The following is a 19,172-nucleotide window of genomic DNA, read 5'->3' as shown; positions in this document are numbered from 1 at the left end:
CGAACGCTTTGGGAAACCCAGGAACTCACGCCGACTTACGCTCCCCCGGCGGCGCGGCTTGCGCGCCAGAATCGCCGAGTTCGAGGCTCTGAACGACCGCTCCCTTCCCCGCCACCACATTCTCGCGCCCCTTCCACCGCTCCAGCAAGGCGAGCAGCGCGGGGAAGAAGACCGTGGTCCCCAAGAAGGTGCACATGACCCCCAGCAGCGCAATCTGACCGATACTCCGCAGGCCCTGGTGGTTGGCGACCAGTAGCGCGCCATACCCGGCCGCGTTGGACAGCGTGGCCACCACGGCCGCCAGCCCCGTGTGGCGCACCACCTTGCCGAGCGAGCCGGGCCCCTCTTCCTCGTACCGGTGGAAGAGATGCACCGAGTTGTCCACGGCGATGGCCAGCAGGTTCGGCAGGACCACCGCGTTGATGAAGTTGAGCTGGACGTCGAAGAGGTACATGCCACCCGCAAGGCACGTCATGCCCAGGAACAGCGGCCCGGTGACGAGCAACGCGCGCTTGAAGCTGCGCAGACTCACCAGGATGACGACGAACACCACCGCGGCGGCGGACCACAGGATGAGCGGCCCGTCCGCGCTCACCAACGCGAAGATGCGCGCGGCGATGCGGTTGCTGTCCAGCACGGCCATGTCGATGCCGCGCGCCTTCACGCCCTCCACCACCTGGTCGATCTGCGTGGCCCAGCGCCGCAGCTCCTCGGTGTCGGAGTTGGAGACGGAGGGGAACAGGAGCAGGAAGGTGCCCTTCCCGTCCGTGGCCTCGAAGCGCCGGCGCACCTCCACCGGCAACGCCTCCAGGCCGTAGGGCTTCGCCTCCAGCATCCGCTGGAACTCCTGGAGCCGCGCGTCCTCGCGAAGCTCCGCGGGCAGGTCCTCCAGTCCCTGGAAGGCCTCGCGCAGGGCCGCCAGCTCCACCTCCCGGCGCTCGACATCGGTAGGCAACAAGTCGTTGAGGGACGCGGAGTCGAGGATGGCGGAGTCCGCGCCGTTGCGCTGCTTCACCTCCGCGATGACGGCCTCCACCTGCGCCGCCTGCGCCACGTCATCCACCAGGAAGATGGCCGGGTTGAGGGGCTGGCCCAGCTGTTCGGTGACGCGGTCATCCAGGCGCGATGCCGGAGACTCACCCTTGAGCTTGCGCATGTCCGTCTCGAAGCCCAGCTGGGGCGCCACGGAGACGGAGAACGCGGCGAAGCCCACCACCGACAGCGCCAGCGCGGCGATGGCGCCCGTGGGCCAGCGCCGCCACGCCCGCTCCGGCTGGGACACCTGGGACGCGGTCGCTTCAGCCGCCACGTCCACGCGGGCCGGACGCAGCCGCTCCGCGATGGCCAGCAGCGAGGGCGCCATCGCATACGTCGCCAGCACGGCCAGCAGCACGCCCAGGCCCGCCAGCAGGCCGAACTGGTTGAAGGCCTGGAACTGGGCCAGCAGCAGCACGAAGAACGCCGCCGCGTTCGTCACCGCGGACGTCACCGCGCCGCTGAAGGTGCCGCGCACCGCCGTGACGATGGCCTCGCGGGCCGGACGCGCGCGCCGCTCCTCCCAGTACCGCATGCACAGGTGGACGCCGTACTCGATACCCAGGCCAATCAAGATGGCGACGAGGAACCCCGTCACGATGTTGAGGTGGCCAATGGCGAGCTGCGCCGCCGCGAACGTCAACACCACGCCCACCATGACGGGGATGCCGACCACGGCCAGCGCCGCGACACGCCGCGTGGCGAGCAGGATGAGCCCCACCGCGATGAGCGCCGACAGCGTGCCGGCCCGCGACAGGTCGCCGCGCATCACCGCGTCCTCTTCGATGCGCCCCTGGAAGTTGCCCGTGGCCTGCAACGTCACGCCCGGAAAGCGCTGCGCCGCGAGCGTGCGTCCGGTGCCCATCGCCTGGTCCACGAAGCGCCGCGCGAACCCCAAATCCCCGGCCGTCCCGGACGGCTTGATCATCAAATAGACTTCAGTGCCGTCCGCGCTGGCCAACGTCGCGCGCATGGGCGCGTCCGGCGCGTACTTCTTCGCGATGGCCTCGAAGTCCGGCGGCTCCGGCGTGCCCCCCAAATCGAAGAAAAACGGGTTGGCGCGTTGCCGCTCGTAACGCACACGCGCCGTCAGGTCCTGGCGCAGCGCGGCGAGCTTCTCGATGGGCAATAACAGCAGCGCATTTCGACGGAAGAAGTCCACGTCATAGCGGTGCTCGACGTAGCGGACCTCGGGCATCGCTTCCAATTGCGTCTGCAATTCGGCCGCGTATGCCTCCAGGCGCTCCGGAGTGTCTCCCTTTGCCACGAGGACCAGGTAGCCGTCCCCGCCTGCCTTCTCTGACACGCGTGTCAGATCCCGCACTTCTTGGGATCCCTGAGGGAGCAACTCCACGAACGACCCGCGGAATTCCAAGCGCGACGCCAGCGCCATACCGCCCAGCGCGAGCAGTGAAAACACCAGCAACACCTGCCAGGGGCGCGAAACCGCGGCCTGGATGAAGCCCTCGAACCACCGTTGTGACCTGGCCAACGTCGACTCCTCGGGGACCGGCGACCGAGCAAATTCCCGGCCAGTCAGCGGCGTCCTTGAACAGCGGGTGAAGCGGAGGGCTTCCAGGCGCGTCACGCCCACGGCAGGTGTGCAGCCCGATGCACACCTTGCACTCCAGTATCGACTGGAGAACACCGTGTGTCAGACGGCGGGGTGCCATCAAAGTCTCAGTGCTGTCAAGGCGAGCACGGATACGGGTGGCGACAGCGGGAGGGATGGCGCGGCGCTTGCCTTGACACTGCCGCGCTCCCTCTTTATTCACGGCCCCGCGTCCCCCGTGGGAGGCCGCCGGACGCACAAATCCCCGAAGCGGAACGTTCCTTCAATCGGGGGAGTCGCGACTGGAGAGCCCCAGGCTCCCGGGCCGGTCCATGCCTCCCGACGCAGCCTGAGAGAAAGACCGATCACCCATGAGCGACGTCTTCGACAAGTGCCGTAACTGGAAGGACTACCGTATCGCGAAGGCTACGGGTCTCTATCCGTACTTCCGTGCCATCGAAGCGTCGCACGGCGCCACCGAGGTGGAGATCGAAGGCAAGCGCGTCATCATGGTCGGGTCCAACAACTACCTGGGCCTGTCCGCCGATCCGCGCGTGAAGGAAGCGGCCATCAAGGCGACGGAGAAGTTCGGTACCACCAGCTCCGGCTCGCGACTGCTCAACGGCACACTGGCGCTGCATGAGGAGCTGGAAGCGCGGTTGGCGAAGTTCCTCAACCGCGAGTCCGCCATCGTCATCTCCACGGGCTTCCAGACGAACCTGGCGCTGGCGTCCATCCTGGGCCGGCACGACATCGTCTTCAGCGACCGGCAGAACCACGCGTCGCTGGTGGACGGCATCCGCCTGTCCTTCGCCACCGAGCGCAAGTTCCGCCACAACGACATGGACCACCTGGAGCAGCTGCTGTCCCAGGCGGATCCGGACGCGGGCAAGATCATCGTCACCGACGGCGTCTTCTCCATGGAGGGCGACATCTGCAACCTGCCCCGCATCGTGGAGCTGGCGAAGCACTACAACGCGCGGGTGATGACGGATGACGCGCACGCCATGGGCGTGCTGGGCACGCTGGGCCGGGGCACCTCCGAGTACTTCGACCTGGAGCAGGAGACGGACCTCGTCATGGGGACCTTCTCCAAGAGCTTCGCGTCGCTGGGCGGCGTGCTGGCCGGTCCCTTCGAGGTCATCAACTACATCCGCCACAAGGCGCGCTCGGTCATCTTCTCCGCGTCCATGACGCCGGGCTCCATCGCCGCGGCGCTCAAGGCGCTGGAGATCATCGAAGCGGAGCCGGAGCGCCGCGGCCGCCTGCTGGACATCGCGGAGAAGATGCACAACGGCTTCCGCGCCATGGGCTTCGACACGGGGGTGTCGGTGACGCCGGTGGTGCCGGTGCACATCGGCGACCAGGTGAAGTGCTTCCGATTCTGGCGCGCGCTGCATGAGGCCGGCGTCTTCGCCAACCCGGTGATTCCGCCGGCGGTGGAGCCGGGCCACGCGCTCATCCGCACCTCGTACATGGCCACGCACACGGACGCGCAGCTGGACCGCGTGCTCGACACCTTCGAGACCATTGGCCGGAAGCTGGGCGTGATTCCGGAGACGCGCCCCTCCGTCTACGAGCCGGTGCAGATTGCCCGCCCGGGCACCCGCATCCTGTCCAACCGCGCGAGCGAGAAGTGGGCCGCGGGCTCGAACGGCTTGCTGGCGGACAAGGGCGGCATCACCCTGGACCAGCTGTCGCGCATGTCGTCGCGCGAGGTGGCCGGACGCCTGTTCGACGCGGTGGAGCAGCTCACGTGGCGCGCGGCCAACCTCCAGCCGGAGGACCTGCGGAAGCTGGGCAACGCGCCGATGAAGCTGTGGGAGAAGCGCGGCGAGCTGCCGGGCTTGTTGCTGGAGAAGGGTGCTCACTTCTTCATGCGCAACGGCGCCCACTCCGACCGGAACTGAACCGCCCATGGCCCTCCACGCCGAGCCGACCCACGCATCTTCGTCCATGCCCTCGGACGTGCAGGTGACCCCTGTCCGCGGCGAGGCGGAGCGGATGCAGTTCATCCGCCTCCCCTACGCCCTCTACAAGAGCGACCCGCACTGGGTTCCTCCGCTGGAGATGGAGCGCCGGGACTTCCTGGACCCGAAGAAGAACCCCTTCTTCGAGTACGGCGAGCTGGAGCTGTTCCTCGCCCGGCGCGGTCCGGACGTCGTGGGCCGCATCGCCGCCATCCGCAATCCGCGGCACATGGAGATCCACGGCACGAAGGAGGGCTTCTTCGGTCTCTTCGAGTGCGTGAATGACGCGGGCGTCGCCCGGACCCTGCTGGAGTCCGCCGCGACCTGGCTGCGCCTGCGGGGCATGGACGCCATGCTGGGGCCGGCCAACCTGTCCTCCAACCAGGACTGGGGCCTGCTCATCGACGGCTTCGATACGCCGCCCGCGGTGATGATGCCGCACAACCCGCCCTACTACGCGGCGCTGCTGGAGGCCTGCGGCCTGACGAAGGCCAAGGACCTGTACGCCTACGAGCTGTCATCGTCCGCGCAGCCGCCGGAGAAGGTGGTGCGCATCGCGGAGAAGATTCGCGTGCGCGACGGCGTCGTCGTGCGTCCGGTCAACATGAAGGACCTGGACGCCGAGGTGAAGCGCATCCGCGACATCTACAACTCGGCGTGGGAGAAGAACTGGGGCTTCGTGCCCTTCACCGACGCGGAGTTCGACCACCTGGCCAAGGAGCTCAAGACGGTCGTCCGGCCGGAGCTCGCGCTCATGGCGGAGGTCCAGGGCGAGCCGGTGGCCTTCTCCCTGACGGTGCCGGATGCCAACCAGGCCATCCGCGCGGCCAACGGGCGGCTCACCACGTTCGGCCTGCCCATCGGCCTGGTGAAGCTGGCGCTGGCCTCGCGCCGCATCAACCGGCTGCGCCTCATCATCCTCGGCATCAAGGAGGGCTACCGGCGCCGCGGCCTGGACGCCATCCTGTACCTGGACACCCTGCGCACGGCGAAGCGGCTGGGCTACGTGGGCGGGGAGATCTCCTGGACGCTCGAGGACAACCACCTGGTCAACCGCGCCATCGAGTCCATGGGCGCCCAGCGCTCCAAGACGTACCGCGTCTACACGCGCGCGCTCTGACCACAGCCCGACTCCGAGGAGTCTTCCTTGCGATTCCTGCTCACTGGCGGCACCGGGTTCATTGGCCAGCGGCTCGCGCGCCGCATCGTGGAGCGTGGCGACACGCTGACCCTCATGGTGCGCGCCAGCTCGCGCCGTGGGCCCCTGGAGGGACTGGGCGCCCGCTTCGTGGTGGCGGACCTGACAACGGGCGCGGGGCTGGCCGAAGCCGTGCGCGACGTGGACTGCGTGCTGCACCGGCGGGTGTCACCAAGTCCCGCGAGCCCGAGGGCTACATCGAGGGCAACGCGAAGGGGACTCGCCGCCTGGTGGAGGCCATGGCCGCCCTGCCCCACCCTCCCCGGCTGGTGTACTGCTCGTCGCTGGCCGCCGCCGGCCCGTCCACGCCGGAGCGCCCGCGCCGCGAGGAGGACCCGCCCGCGCCCGTGTCCATCTACGGCCGCAGCAAGCTGGGCGGCGAGGAGGCGGTACGGGCGTTCGCGGACCGGGTTCCGTCCGTCATCGTCCGGCCGCCCATCGTCTACGGGCCCGGTGACGTGGAGTTCCTCCCGTCGCTGCTGCCCATGGCGAAGCTGGGGCTGGCGCTGAAGAGCGGCTTCGGGCCCAAGCGCTACTCACTCATCCACGTGGATGACCTCTGCACCGCCCTGCTCGCGGCCGCGGATCGCGGCCCCACGGTGTCGAAGGAAGACCCGGCGCGCGGCGTGTACGCCGTGTCCGACGGCGTGGAGCACTCCTGGGAGGACGTCTGCACGGCCATGGCCGGGGCGCTCGGCAAGGGCCGGCCCGCCGTGCTGCCCGTGCCGCAGACGGTCAGCTACGTGGTGGGGCTGGGCTCGGAAGCCGTGGCCCGCCTGCGCGGCACGGTGCCCATCCTCAACCGGGACAAGGTGCGGGAGATGCGGTGCCCCGCGTGGACATGCTCCACCGAGCGCGCGAGTCGGGAGCTGGGCTTCCTGCCCACCATCCCCCTGGCCCAGGGCCGGCCGGCACCCTGGCCGCATACCGCGAGGCGGGCGGGCGCTGAAAAGACGAAGGCCGAGGCACCCTGGAGGGCACCTCGGCCTGGACACGTGAAGCGGACCGCGTTGGGCGTCAGGGGACCGCGGTCTGCTCCGCGCTCTTCTGCGCCGACGCCGCGTTCTCCTTCTCCAACTGCGTCCGCTTGCTCTTCAGCGTGGACAGCAGGCCGTCGAAGCCCTTGTCGGCGAGCAGCTTGCGGAACTGCCCCTTGTACGTGTCCACCAGGGACACTTCGTCGGTGATGACGTCGTAGATGCGCCACGCCCCGGTCGCCGACGTGCGGTACAGGCGGTACTCGACGGGGATGGCGTCCTTCTTCACCGTCACCGTGGTGCCCACCGAGGCCTCGTTCCCGTCGATGCCCTCCTCGCCGTACTTCACCTGGGCTTGCGCCTGCCCCAGGGCCTTCTGGGCATAGGACGCGCGCAGCAGGCCCGTCATCGTCTCGGTGAACTCCTTGCGCTGGGCGGGCTGGAGGCCGGCCCAGGTCTTGTCACCCAGCGCACGCTTCGCCAGCTCCTCGAAGTCGACGAACTTCTCCACGACGGCGGCCAGCGACTGCGCGGTGGCACCGGGCGCGTTGGCGGCCTTCTGCACGTCCGCATTCCCGGATTGGACGACCGTCAGTGGGCCGGGCGCGGCGGCAAGCAGGGTGGCGGCAAGCAGGGACGCAATCATTCAATGGGCTCCGAGTGATGAAAGGACGACAGGGAAGACTGTGGTGAGCGCATGGTTATTCACCCGGAGCCAGCGGCGCCCCGGTTACCCGCGCGAGGGCGGCCATACCTACCCGAACGTCGTGCCAGCTCTTGCCTTTGTCACCTGAAGCCTGGGCATAGGCCGTGAAAGCGTCCACCAGGTCACGTGTGTCACCGGTCCCCAGGTCGAACGCGGTGAAGGCGGCCGTCACCCACCGGCGGGCGCTCCGCTCCGCCTCGCCAAAGGCCCGGGCGCGACTCCAGGCGGCCACCAGCTCGCCGTGCACCTTGGAGACCTCCAGGCGGATGCCCGCGCGAATCTGCTTCTCCTGCGCGCGCAGCTTGTCCAGCTCCGCGCGGGCCTGCTCGAGCTGAGCGTCCTTGATGGGAATGTCGAACGTCCCCCGCATCACCAGGCCCACGCCCCCGGTGCGGTCGTTGTACGGATCAAACGCGAACGGCGTGCGCTGCCGCGTGGCGCTGGTGGTGAAGCGCACATCATAGAAGCCGGCCAGGCCCAGGTCCGGGTAGTAGCTGCGCTCGCGGATGAAGACCTCCTGCTCGCGAGCGGCGATGCCGGCGGCGACGGCCGTCAATTCCGGACGGGACTGCTCCGCGCGAACCAGCGCCTGCTCCAGGCTGGGCACCGGCACGTCCTCTTCGAGCTCCAGGTCTTCTTCCACCACCGTCACGGCGTCTTCGGGCCCCACGTTCGCCAGCAGGCCGATGGCGGCGAGCGCGAACTGGCGCCCCTGCAGGGCCTCCGCCCTGCGCGCTTCGACAATCTGCCGGAAGAAGCGGACCTTGTACGAGTCCACCGCGGACACCTGGGCCGAGTCCTCCTTGAGCAGCCGCTCGATGCGCTGGCCAGCGTCCTCCAACCGCTTCGAGACCTCTTCAATCTGCTGAAGCCCGTTCCGTGCCAGCTGGTAGCCGAAGTACGCCTGCGCGGCCTGGAAGCCGACCTCGTTGCGCGTGCGCTCGCGGAGCGCGGCCCCCAGCACGGGCCCCTGCGCGCCCGCCTTCTCCAGCGCCGTCAGCTTGCCGAAGGTGTAGAGCGGCAGCACCGCGTTGCCGGTGGAGAACATCGTCACGCCGACGCGGCCGAAGTTCAGGTCTCCCTTATAGGTGGCCTCCGTGGTGGGCGGTCCACCCAGGCCGTCGTTGCGGGCCTCGGGCGTGGGGCCTCCCGCGCCCACGGTGATTTCGATCTTGGGGAACCAGGCCCACCGCGCCTGTTGGTAGAGCGCCTGGAACTTGCGCAGCTCCGCCGTCGCCTCCTCCACCCGGGAGTCCGCTTCGCGAGCCCGCGCCACCAGCTGCGCCAGCGTCAGCGGCGCCCGCCGCGCGGGTTTCTCCTCCGAGTCCGGCGCACCCGTCACGCCCTCCTTCACCTGCTCCGCCTCATTGGAGGGTTCCAGGGCTGGCGCGGGTGAAATGGCCTGCCCCCGCTGGGAGGAACCCGGCGTCTCCTCAATCGAGCCGGGCGCAATTCCCGGTGGACTCGGCGGCAGCTCCCGCCCCCGGTCCCCACGCGCGGCGTGGGCCGCGTCCCTCCCTGCGCCCCAGTGCCTGGCACCGTCGTCGGCGCGTCGGAGCCCGGCGTCCCCACGTCCGGCGCCTCTGGTGCTGGCGTAGCGCCGGGCGTGGAGGGGGCCGGCGTGCTTCCGGTGCCGGTTGAAGGGCTGCTCCCCGTCCCGACCGAGCCGGGGGTGAGCTGCGCTCCGGCAACGCCCGCCGCGAGCATCAGCGCCACTGTCACGCCATGATCCAGGTGTCTGCGCATCAACCCGCCTTGTGTAGCTCCCCAGAGCCGAGAACCTCACGGCGGCGCAGCATGTCCGTTCGGCAGCGGGCCGTCACCGGTGTTGTTCGTCGCACGGCACCGGCCCGAGCTTGTGGACGGCCGCGCCGGAAGGCACGGGGGATGTGCACTGTCGTGGAACCCATGACACTCGTGCGCGAAAAGGAGTTGGTAGGACGTGGCGCATGCAGCAGATTGCGCCTGTTCCCGAGACAGAGGATCCCCACACATGCCCCATACCGATCGCGTCAAGCAGATCCTGTCGTGGTACCCGTCTGACAACCCCGGCACGCTGACCAACCTGGCCCGGCTGCTGAACACCGGCACGCTGGCCGGCACGGGCAAGCTCGTCATCCTCCCGGTGGATCAGGGCTTCGAGCACGGCCCAGCCCGCTCCTTCGGTCCGAACCCCGCCGGCTATGACCCGGACTACCACATCAACCTGGCCATCGAGTCGGGCTGCAACGCCTACGCAGCGCCGCTGGGCTTCCTGGAGGCGGTGGCCGGCAGGTACGCGGGTGAGATTCCCCTCATCCTCAAGGTCAACAACTCCGACACCCTGGCCAAGGTGGCCAACCCCATGTCCGCGGTGACGAGCTCCGTGAAGGACGCCGTCCGCCTGGGCTGCACCGCCGTCGGCTACACCATCTACCCGGGCTCCGGGGCGCGCAACGAGCAGTACGAGGACCTCCGCGACATCATCGCCGAGGCCAAGTCCTACGGCCTGCCCACCGTTCTCTGGGCCTACCCCCGCGGCAACCTGTCCAAGGAGGGTGAGACGGGCATCGACGTGGTGGCGTACGCGGCGCAGATCAGCGCCCAGCTCGGCGCCCACGTCATCAAGGTGAAGCCGCCGCAGGACCACATCGAGCAGGCCGAGGCGAAGAAGGCCTTCGAGAAGGCCGGCATCCCCACCAAGACGCTGGCGGACCGCGTCCGCGAGGTCGTCCGCTCCGCCTTCAACGGCAAGCGCATCGTCATCTTCTCCGGCGGCGAGGCCAAGGGCACCGACGCCCTGCTGGAGGAGATCAAGCAGATCAACGCCGGCGGCGGCTTCGGCTCCATCATGGGCCGCAACGCCTTCCAGCGTCCGCACGGCGAGTCCATCAAGCTCCTCAAGGACGTGATGGCCATCTTCGCCGGCAAGGCGTAGTCGGCTCGGCGGAAAACAAAGAAGCCCGCCAGGTTTCCCTGGCGGGCCTCTTCATTTCAGAGTGGAGCTAATCGGGATCGAACCGATGACCTCTTGAATGCCATTCAAGCGCTCTCCCAGCTGAGCTATAGCCCCGTCGTCTTTTGCTGCGGGTGTCACCTACCGCTTCAAAACAAAAGGCCCGCCAGGTTTCCTGGCGGGCCTCTTCATTTCAGAGTGGAGCTAATCGGGATCGAACCGATGACCTCTTGAATGCCATTCAAGCGCTCTCCCAGCTGAGCTATAGCCCCGTCTTTTGCTGCTGAGCCGCTTTGGGGAGCGGCCCGACCGGCGAAGTGGGTGCCTTCTACCGTTTCTTCGCTCCAGGCACCAGAACTCTTTGAGGCCGCGGTGCGTTTTTTTGTTCGTTCAACCGCTGCGCCACTTCTTCCCCTTCCCGAAGGAGGTCGGTGAGCTCACGGGCGTGGGCTTCGACCGCCTGCTCTGCTGCTTCCACCGCCTTGAGCGCGACGCCGAAACCCGCCGGAAGGTCCAGCCGCCCCTTCTGGACCTGACGCCAGACGGCTTCGCCCAGCTCCTTGAGCGCCTTCTCCTTCTGATCCTTCAACACGGTGGTGCGAGCATTCGCCCGGGCCAGGTCCGTGTTGCGCTCCACGGCCTCGCGAAGCTGGGCCAACCGGTCCTGCGCCGCCTGGAAGGCCTCGTTGATCTGCTTCACTACCTCGGACTGCTTCGAGTCGGCCGCCAAGTCAGTCACACTCCTTGAGAAATCAACGATTGCGTAGCGTGCGCTCTCGGAGCCTGTCAACCCGGCCCCGCCCCTGTCCTCCGCAGCCGGGCCGCGAAGAATCCTCCCCCGGGAACCTTGGGAGGCAACGCCTTCAGATAGGGCCCCTGCGCGGCGAGCGCCGCCCGTTCCGCACCGAGTACGTCCTCGACCGGCTCCAGCGTGAAGTCCGGATGCTTCGCGAGGAAGGCCTCCACCACCGCCTCGTCCTCCTCCGGCATCACCGAGCAGGTCGCATAGACGATGAGTGCACCCGGCTTCGCCTGGCGTGACACCTCATCCAGCAACTCCGACTGCGTGGCCTGGTACTTGGCGATTTCCTGAGCGGTGAGCTTCCACTTCTGATCCGGCTCGCGCGCCAGGGAGCCCGTGCCGCTGCACGGCGCATCGATCAGAAGGACGTCCGCGTCAGACAGCGGAAGCGGATGCGGAAAAGCGACCTGCCGGAGCGAGAAGTGGCGCACGCGCTCGCGCGCCTCGGCCAGCCGACGCCGCGAACGGTCCCCGGCCAGCACCTTGCCCCGGGGCCCGACGAAGTCCGCCAACGCCAGCGTCTTGCCGCCCGCGCCGGCGCACACGTCCGCCACGGTGAAGCCCTCCAGCGAGCCCTCCCGGGGACGGCACAGCTCGGAGATGAGCTGGCTGCCCACGTCCTGCACCTGGAGCCGGCCGGACTTCATCATCCGAGTCTCGAAGACGCGGTGGCTGGAGTCCGTCACCCGCACAGCATCCGGCGCCGCCGCCACGGGCTCGGCGTTGACGCCCTCTTCCTTCAGCGCCGCCAGCACCGCGTCCCGGGTCCCCGGGGGCCGCGCGCGGAAGTGCAGCGACGGCTCCTCATCGAGCGACGCCAGCAGCCCTTCCAGCACATCCTCCGGGTACACCTGGGCCAGGCGCTGCACCAACCAGTTGGGGAACGAGTAGCGAATGGCCAGCCGCTCCGTCTGGGACTCCGGGAGCGGCGCCTCCGGCAGCGGCTGTTCCACCACGCGCTGGAGCAGGTCGTCCTTGATGGTGCGCGGACGCACGGGCCCCGGCAGCCGGACCTCGGGACCGATGCGGGCCCAGCCCTCACCACAGAAGATGCGGCGCCAGAGGGCGTAGCGCACCAGCGCCTGGTCCTCCGTCAGCCCCACCTTGCCCATGGTGTGGCCCAGCAACCGGGCCGCCAGATCCAGCAAGCGCTGGTGCCGGGACAGCTCGCGCACGGCCATGGCGGCGAAGCGCCGCTCCTGGCCGCCCAGGCCATTGGCCTCTCGCAAGGCGTTGGCGAGCGCGGCCTTCAAAGGCTCGCCGCGAAGCACTGCGATGTGCGCTTCGAGTGCCGCCGTCGCGCCACGACGGGAAGGACGACCCAGGCGCTCCGGGTCTACGGGCGTTGCCGGCCAGACGGAATCCACGTGCCTCAGCCCTGCCCTTTCAGTCCCACGGCCACGACCAGACAGCCTTCCGGGCTGCGCATCCGAGGCGCCTGCCCGGCCCCCAGGAAGAAATACCCGGGCGCCGAGTACGACACGTCATCCACTTCAAGTACACCTTCGACCACCTGAACCCCCACGCCCGAGGGGGTCGGGTGGAACGTCCAGCCGAAGTCGCCGCCGGCCGTCACGGACACCCACATTGCCCTCAGCGCGTCCTCCCGCGCGATCTGAACGTGGGCGCCCCGCGGCGACCAGACGCTCGCGGCTGGCCGCTGCCCCTGGGTGGCCAGCTGCTCCACGTCCTGACGCAGCGCGATGAAGCGCTCCACCAGGGCGTAGATGTCGTCGATCTGAAACGGCTTGAGGAGCATGGCGTCCGCCACCTGGGGCTGGACGGCCTGGATCACCTCGTCCGGCGTCGCGGCGCTGACAATGGCCACCGCCTGATGACGCTTCCGGGCAGCCTCGACGACCGTCCGGCCGCCCAGCTCGCCTCCGGAGATGCGCAGATCACTGATGACCAGGACGAAGCGCTCGGCCTCGATGGCCGCGACCGCTTCCTCCCCGGTGCTGACCGCGTGGACCTGCGCGAGCTCCGAGATGAGCTCGCCCATGCCTTCCCGCAGGCTCGCGTCATCCTCGACCAGCAACACCCTCATTAACGGGGGACCTCCGCCGCCCCTACCTGCTGGAGCCTGTCCTTTACCAGGACCGGGCGCTTCCAGCGGAAGACCACCTCGCCGGTCCTGCCCTTCGGATGATGGCCCTCCCCGGACTCGAACCGGGACGCGGGGTCAGCCGCAGCGGATTTTGAGTCCGCCTCGTCTACCAATTTCGACAGAGGGCCCCCTGCTGTCGCGACGAGCAGACGTATACCGCGACTTGAAACCAAGTGCATCCGAAGATTGCGGTGCTCCACGCACATCGCTAAGAGGGGCCCCCCATGTACAACCTTCTCATCTCCCTCGGTGTGGGAATCGCCGTCGCGCTCCTGGTGAAGGTGGCCGGCTTCTCCATCTGGGCGGGGCTCGTCCCCGGAATCCTGGCCCTCGTCGGCACCTACATCGTGCTCGCTCGCCGGGTGGCCAGCCGCGTCCAGTCGCTGATGACGGTGGTCCAGAAGGACCTCCAGTCCCAGCCCACCAGCCAGAAGGACGCCCAGTCGCGGGTGGACCGGGCGGTGAAGACGCTGGAACAGGGGCTCGTCTACGACAAGTGGCAGTTCCTGGTCGGTCCGGAGCTTCACTCCCAGATTGGCATGCTGAAGTACATGGTGAAGGACCATGAGGGCGCCAAGGCCGCCTTCGCCAAGGGCAGCGGCCGCAACTACATGGCCAAGGCCATGGAAGGCGCCCTGTACTTCCAGCGCAAGGACTTCGACGCCATGAAGAAGGCGTTCGAGTCCGCCACGAAGAGCGGCAAGAAGGAGTCCATTGTCTGGGCGGCCTATGCCTGGTGCCTGATGCAGAACAAGGACAAGGACGGCGCGCTGCGCGTGCTCGCCCGGGGCGTCGAGCAGAACCCCAAGGACGAGAAGCTCAAGGGCAGCCTCGCCCAGCTCCAGAACGACAAGCGCCTGAAGATGAAGCCGTACGAGCCCACGTGGTGGCAGTTCGGGCTCGAGGCTCCGCCGCCGGTCATGCCCCCCATGGGCGGCCGCCGCATGCAGTTCAGCACCCGACGCTAGCGCCCCGTCGCGCGGCCATCGAGCGTCCGCCCGCGCACGGGAATATCTACCGGTTTGCCCCTCAGCGCGCTGCAACGTCTTCCGACCCTGTACAACAGGGCGACGCAGAGGGTGCGCAACCGCCCGGAAACACTCTGACTGCCCTCCCCCACCGCAGGGCATGGTGCTTGCTCCCGCACCGTGCTCACGGATGACGGGGAAAGGCCTCGTCTCGCGGAGCCTGACAGGCTTGGCAGCCGGAGGTCTCGGGTGAAGGTTGTGGGCGTTGGGGTGTGCTTGCAGGACCGGGCGGCGGCGGGTGCGCGTGGGGCGCAGGGGCGTTGGGAGCACACGGCAGGGCGTGGCACCCGAGACTTTCGGCCTGCCATTTCGCAGCAGCCGAGTGAAGCGGAGTGGTGCATGGAACGGCGCGGCCGGACCTCCGAGCGGTCCCTTCTGCTCATCATCGAAGATGACGCACAGGTCCGCGAGAGCCTCGTAGACCTGCTCGCCGTACGCTTCGATGTGCTCGCCGCTCCGGATTCGGATGAGGGGCTGGAGCTGGCGCGGGAGCACCGCCCGGACCTCATCCTCCTGGACAGGTTCCTTCCCAGCGGAGACGGGCTCGCGGTGCTCGAGATGCTCCAGCGCGAGTCGCGCACGGAAGCCGTGCCCGTCATCTTCCTGACGGGCGACGCGGACGAGGCCACGCTGGAGCGCTGCCTGGAGATGGGCGCCGTGGACTTCATCCACAAGCCGGCCAGCGCGCGGGAGCTGCTGGCCCGTATCGACCGGGCGCTGCGCCAGAGCGAGCAGCAGCGCCGGCTGCAGATCCTGGCGCAGACGGACGGCCTCACGGGGCTGGCCAACTTCCGGGCGCTGAGCATCCGGATGGAAGAAGAGTTCCGCCGGGCCCAGCGCTACCAGTACCCGCTGAGCGTCGTCATCATCGACCTGGACCACCTCAAGGCCATCAACGACGGCATGGGCCATGACGTGGGCAACCGGGCGATTCTCGCGCTGGCCACCCAGTTGAAGCACGAGCTGCGTGAGTCGGACTTCGCGGCCCGCTTCGGTGGAGACGAGTTCGTCGCGCTGCTGCCGCACCAGACGGCGTTGGAAGCAGCCGTCTTCGCCGAGCGCATCCGCACCGGGCTGCGCGCCGTCGGCGTCCAGAAGAGCGACGGCCGCCCTGCCCCCTTCGGACTGAGCGTGAGCGTGGGCATCGCCGACCATACCTTCGAAGGGCCCCGCGAGGACACCGAGTCGCTGATGAAGGCGGCGGACGCGGCCCTCTACGAGGCAAAGCGCGAGGGGCGGGATCGGGTCGTCGTGTTCGGCCGGCCCGCGAATTCGCCTCCGGCGCAGCGGCACTGAACGGGGCGAGGTGAGGCAGGCAACGGCGGGGCAGCAGCGAGGGCGCGGATGATGCTGGGGAACAGACTGGCGACAGGTTCGAGGGTGGCGGTGGTGGGAGGCGGCATTGCCGGAGCGGGGCTTGCCGCCTCACTCCTTTTCAACGGGAGGGCTCGCGGGCTGGCGCTGGACGTGCGCGTCTACTCCGGAGGAACACAGGAGCGCACCGCCCCGCCGGCGGTGCTGACGCCGGAATGCCGCTCACGCCTGGCCGCGCTGGGCTGCCGCATCCCCTCCGAATGGCGTACCCATGAGCTGCGCGGCGTTGAAATCATCGCCGAGGGCCGGCGCGAGCTGCTGTCCTCCGCGCCCGGTGGCCTCTGGGTGGTGGACGGCTGGCCCCAGGGGCTGGGCGGCCTGGAGCAGGTGCGGGATGTGCTCGCCACCGCGGCCAGCGCCCAGGGCGCCCGCTTCCTTCCCCGCCACGTCGAGCGCGTGGAGCGGCAGGCCCCCGCGCCGGATGCGCCCGCCTCCGTGCGCGGCGCGGGCTCGCTGGTGGTGCGCGCCCAGGGCAGTGGCGATCGCTTCCATGCGGTGGCGCTGGCCTCGGGCGCCGGGCCGCTGATGGGTGACGCCTTCTTCAAGGGCTTCCGCCCTGCCCCCACCATCCCCGCGGTGCAGGCCCGCCTGCGCCACGCTTCGCCTCGGCTGGAGCTGGCTCCGGTGGGCCGGCTGTGGATTGCGCCCCTGCCAACGGTCGATGGCCTGTTCCTGCTGCCGGCGCCAACTCGGTGTACGCGCTGGCCTTCGGGCCGGCGGTGACGCCCGCGGACCTCTGCCGGTGCTGATGATGGCCGCGCGTGACGGACTGGTGGAGGAAGGCTTCGAGCTGGCGGCCCTGGAGACCACCCGCCTGCCCTACGGACCGGGCCGGACGCTGGTGGCGCCGGGGCAGCTCGCGGTAGGGCCCGCGGCCTTCGGCCACCCGCTCCAGGTGGGACTGTCGGAGACACTGGCTTCGTGCAGCCGCGCGGCGGTGGCGCTGCTCGACGGCGGGCTGGACACGGGCCTCCTGGAGCGCCGCTACGTGCGCGAAGGCCTGGGCGAGATGCTGGAGGACGCCGCCGCGGGAGCCCGGACGATGAACTGGCTGCGCCGAGCGGGGCCTCGAGCGCCGGAGGCCTTCGTCAGGGCGAAGGGGCGACGGACGCTGGGTGGCACCTTCGGCGGCGGGGTGCTGGGCCTGAGCGGCCCCGCGCCCATCGCGCTCCTGGGCGCCGCGCGCTGGGAAGGGCTCAAGGAGCTGGTGGGCTCCTGGCTGCGCACCACGGTGGAGCCGGTGCCCTCGGTGGTGCCGGAGTTGGAGCCGGACCTCTACTACGTCGTGGATGACGACCCGGACGCACGCGAGGCGCTCACGGCGCTGCTGGAGAGCACCGGAGCCACGGTGGTGTCCTTCGCCGACGAGCTGGCCCTCTTCTGCGCGGTGGCCCGGCGACCGCCCACGGCCATCCTCCTGGACGTGGTGCTGCATTGGGTGGACGGCCTGCGGCTGGCCGAGGGACTGAAGCAGCATCCCCTCACCCGGAACACCCGCGTGCTGGTGATGAGCGGCCTCAACCGGCCGCATGTCCGGCAGCGGGCCCTGGACGCGGGGGCGGAGGCCTTCCTGCCCAAGCCCGTGGACCCAGACCGACTGCTGCGCATCCTCACCGGCCGAGTCCCCGTCATGGAGCCCGCGCCCGCGGCGCACGCCGCGGACGACACGCACGAGCTGGCCGCGGACCGCTACGCGTCCTGACCACCGCCGGGAATGGCGACCACGGAGACCGGGGCGTGAATGGCCTCGGCGCTCCCGGGCATCAGCGCCTTGAGGTTGCCGCGGACCGTCTCGCAGATCCGCTCCAGCGGCAGGTCGTTGTCGTCGTGGCCGAACGGGTCCTCGATCTCCACGCCAATCTCCTCGATGCCGAAGAAGACGTAGGCGACGACGAACGTGGCCGGCACCGTTATCCAGCCGAACGAATCCACCAGCGCGAACGGCAGCGTGTAGCAGTAGACGATCAGCGCTCGCCGCAGGTGCATCATGTAGGCGAACGGGATGGGCGTCTTGTGGATGCGCTCGCAGCCGCCGATGTAGTCGATGAGCAGCTGGACGTTCTGGTCGAGCTGCATCTGGACGTATTCGGGGTAGTAGCCCCGCAGCCGGCCCTCATTGAGCACGGCGGACATCTTCTGCGATACCGCGAGCGGGACGTGCTGGCTGCCCAGCACGGCGTCCGCTTCATCGCGCGGCAGCTCGGAGGCGACGGGGCCCAGGTCGCGCTCCCCCCGCAGTGACGCGGCGGCGGCATAGGGGAAGGCGCTGATCCACCGCAGCAGCGTGCCGTAAAGCCCTGCGTCCCGACGCATGAAGACGCTGGATGCACGGGCCAGGTTGCGCGTCTCGTTGACGATGCCGCCCCACAGCTTCCGGCCTTCCCAGAAGCGGTCATAGGAGGCGTTGGTCCGGAAGACGAGCAACAAGCTGAGCGAGATGCCCGCCAGCGTGTGCACCGTGGCCGAGATGTCCAAGGGCCTGGTGTGATGATGGACCGCGGTGACCCCCACGGCCCACAACACACAGACGAGGACCCGGGCCACAATCTCGCGGACCATGGAACCGCGGAGGTAATGGAAGTAGCTCCACCAACGGTGCGGGTCGTAGTCGATCATATTGTCGCAGGGCGCATACGCTGCCGCGCCTGCGCGGGGCATGGCAAGCGCCAATCCAGGGGGACACGCGGGATGTGTCCGCCCTGGACGGGAGCCAGTGCCCTTGGCCGCCTGCCCGTCAGTGGGAGATGGAGGCAGGCGTCGTCGGACCGCCCGAGCGGAGCACCTTGCGCACGGTGAGGGCGCCCGCCATCAGCGCCACGCCCCGGAAGAAGATGCCGATTCCCACCAGCGTGCCCACCAGCCAGACGGCGGAGATGGGCCACTGCCGCATCACGATGATGCCCAGGAAGATGGACACGGCGCCGTAGAGGAAGTCCCAGCCCCACCGGGGATAGCGGTCCATCACCGACGTGACGGCGTGAAAGAGCCCGCTGGCGAAGAAGTAGCCCGCCAGCAGCAGGGTCATGGCGCCCAGTCCCGCCGCCGGGTAGACGAGGACGAACAGACCCACGACGACGGAGAGGATGCCGCTGAGCAGGTACAGCCAGAACGGCCCACCCTCCTTGCGCGTCCGGAAGGCGGAGATGACCTCCATGACGCCTGCCGCGGCCAGCATCGCGCCGAAGAGGATGGCCGACACCAGGCTGGTGAAGAAGGCGGCCCCCAGCGCGACAATCCCCAGCAGCGTCATCAGAATCCCCATGATGAAGGGGCCACCCCAGGCCGCCGAGTTCACCCTCGTCCTCGTGTCAGGGGTCAGGATTTCCGGTTTGCGTTCATCGGTGAAGGCCATGGTGACTGCTCCCGAAGCGAGTGCACTTCGGAGGCCGAGCCGCCTCGCGTGTCAGCCGCCTGTCGGCAGGCGGCAAAGGAACCCGGCACATCCATCGCCGAACATGGGCCCCCGCGTTGGGGCCGACAACGCTCGC

13 protein-coding genes, 3 tRNA genes and 2 pseudogenes are annotated in these 19,172 nt (G+C 69.1%); 7 read left to right on the top strand and 11 right to left on the bottom strand.

Annotated features, from left to right (window positions below; all coding sequences use genetic code 11):
* Positions 1–25: 25 nt before the first annotated feature.
* A complete protein-coding gene (locus QEG98_RS19720) occupies positions 26–2,683 on the bottom strand; it encodes an efflux RND transporter permease subunit (RefSeq protein WP_316567703.1) in 2,658 nt (885 codons plus the stop codon).
* A gap of 275 nt (positions 2,684–2,958) precedes the next feature.
* On the opposite strand from QEG98_RS19720, the gene QEG98_RS19715 reads away from it, so the two are divergent.
* The 3 genes and pseudogenes from QEG98_RS19715 to QEG98_RS19705 all read left to right on the top strand — a co-directional run bounded on the left by QEG98_RS19715 (position 2,959) and on the right by QEG98_RS19705 (position 6,704).
* The gene (locus QEG98_RS19715) at positions 2,959–4,497 is read left to right on the top strand and encodes an aminotransferase class I/II-fold pyridoxal phosphate-dependent enzyme (RefSeq protein WP_316567702.1); all 1,539 of its coding nucleotides are present in this window, start codon (positions 2,959–2,961) and stop codon (positions 4,495–4,497) included.
* Positions 4,498–4,504: 7 nt separating this feature from the next.
* A complete protein-coding gene (locus QEG98_RS19710) occupies positions 4,505–5,677 on the top strand; it encodes an N-acetyltransferase (RefSeq protein ID WP_090492582.1) in 1,173 nt (390 codons plus the stop codon).
* Between the two features lie 27 nt (positions 5,678–5,704).
* Positions 5,705–6,704, top strand: a pseudogene (locus tag QEG98_RS19705) (NAD-dependent epimerase/dehydratase family protein).
* 68 nt (positions 6,705–6,772) lie between these two features.
* Here QEG98_RS19705 and QEG98_RS19700 read toward each other — a convergent pair.
* Positions 6,773–7,378, bottom strand: a complete 606-nt coding sequence (locus tag QEG98_RS19700) for a phospholipid-binding protein MlaC (RefSeq protein ID WP_090492577.1) — start codon at positions 7,376–7,378, stop codon at positions 6,773–6,775.
* Between the two features lie 55 nt (positions 7,379–7,433).
* Entirely contained in the window at positions 7,434–8,792 is a 1,359-nt protein-coding gene (locus tag QEG98_RS19695; protein ID WP_316567701.1) for a TolC family protein, read from the bottom strand.
* 639 nt (positions 8,793–9,431) lie between these two features.
* On the opposite strand from QEG98_RS19695, the gene QEG98_RS19690 reads away from it, so the two are divergent.
* Positions 9,432–10,355 (top strand): class I fructose-bisphosphate aldolase, encoded by a 924-nt coding sequence (locus tag QEG98_RS19690; RefSeq protein ID WP_090492573.1) that lies wholly within the window; start codon positions 9,432–9,434, stop codon positions 10,353–10,355.
* Between the two features lie 62 nt (positions 10,356–10,417).
* Here QEG98_RS19690 and QEG98_RS19685 read toward each other — a convergent pair.
* From QEG98_RS19685 to QEG98_RS19660, 6 genes are all read right to left on the bottom strand, one after another.
* Positions 10,418–10,490 (bottom strand) — tRNA-Ala (locus QEG98_RS19685).
* Positions 10,491–10,572: 82 nt separating this feature from the next.
* Positions 10,573–10,645 (bottom strand) — tRNA-Ala (locus QEG98_RS19680).
* 56 nt (positions 10,646–10,701) lie between these two features.
* Positions 10,702–11,103, bottom strand: coding sequence for a hypothetical protein (locus tag QEG98_RS19675; RefSeq protein ID WP_026114128.1), 402 nt, complete (start codon positions 11,101–11,103; stop codon positions 10,702–10,704).
* A 56-nt stretch (positions 11,104–11,159) separates the two neighbouring features.
* Positions 11,160–12,446 carry an RsmB/NOP family class I SAM-dependent RNA methyltransferase gene (locus QEG98_RS19670; RefSeq protein WP_090492569.1) on the bottom strand — a complete coding sequence of 429 codons (1,287 nt, stop codon included), beginning with the start codon at positions 12,444–12,446 and terminating at the stop codon, positions 11,160–11,162.
* Positions 12,447–12,547: 101 nt separating this feature from the next.
* Positions 12,548–13,222 (bottom strand): response regulator, encoded by a 675-nt coding sequence (locus QEG98_RS19665; RefSeq protein WP_316567700.1) that lies wholly within the window; start codon positions 13,220–13,222, stop codon positions 12,548–12,550.
* A gap of 102 nt (positions 13,223–13,324) precedes the next feature.
* Positions 13,325–13,410 (bottom strand) — tRNA-Leu (locus tag QEG98_RS19660).
* Positions 13,411–13,506: 96 nt separating this feature from the next.
* On the opposite strand from QEG98_RS19660, the gene QEG98_RS19655 reads away from it, so the two are divergent.
* The 3 genes and pseudogenes from QEG98_RS19655 to QEG98_RS19645 all read left to right on the top strand — a co-directional run bounded on the left by QEG98_RS19655 (position 13,507) and on the right by QEG98_RS19645 (position 17,386).
* On the top strand, positions 13,507–14,250 hold the full coding sequence (locus tag QEG98_RS19655) for a tetratricopeptide repeat protein (RefSeq protein ID WP_090492564.1): 744 nt from the start codon (positions 13,507–13,509) through the stop codon (positions 14,248–14,250).
* Positions 14,251–14,649: 399 nt separating this feature from the next.
* On the top strand, positions 14,650–15,606 hold the full coding sequence (locus tag QEG98_RS19650) for a diguanylate cyclase (protein ID WP_090492562.1): 957 nt from the start codon (positions 14,650–14,652) through the stop codon (positions 15,604–15,606).
* Positions 15,607–15,654: 48 nt separating this feature from the next.
* Positions 15,655–17,386, top strand: a pseudogene (locus QEG98_RS19645) (response regulator).
* Here QEG98_RS19645 and QEG98_RS19640 read toward each other — a convergent pair.
* Positions 17,374–18,342, bottom strand: coding sequence for a bestrophin family protein (locus tag QEG98_RS19640; protein ID WP_316567699.1), 969 nt, complete (start codon positions 18,340–18,342; stop codon positions 17,374–17,376). The pseudogene QEG98_RS19645 and the gene QEG98_RS19640 overlap by 13 nt on opposite strands.
* Positions 18,343–18,418: 76 nt before the next feature.
* Complete coding sequence (locus tag QEG98_RS19635; protein WP_316567698.1) at positions 18,419–18,979, bottom strand: HdeD family acid-resistance protein; 561 nt, start codon at positions 18,977–18,979, stop codon at positions 18,419–18,421.
* Between the last annotated feature and the right edge of the window lie 193 nt (positions 18,980–19,172).

Origin of the sequence: Myxococcus sp. MxC21-1 (assembly GCF_032612255.1) — a bacterium.
In the GTDB taxonomy this organism is placed as follows: Bacteria; Myxococcota; Myxococcia; order Myxococcales; family Myxococcaceae; genus Myxococcus; species Myxococcus virescens.
This window is presented reverse-complemented; position numbering and strand designations above follow the sequence as displayed.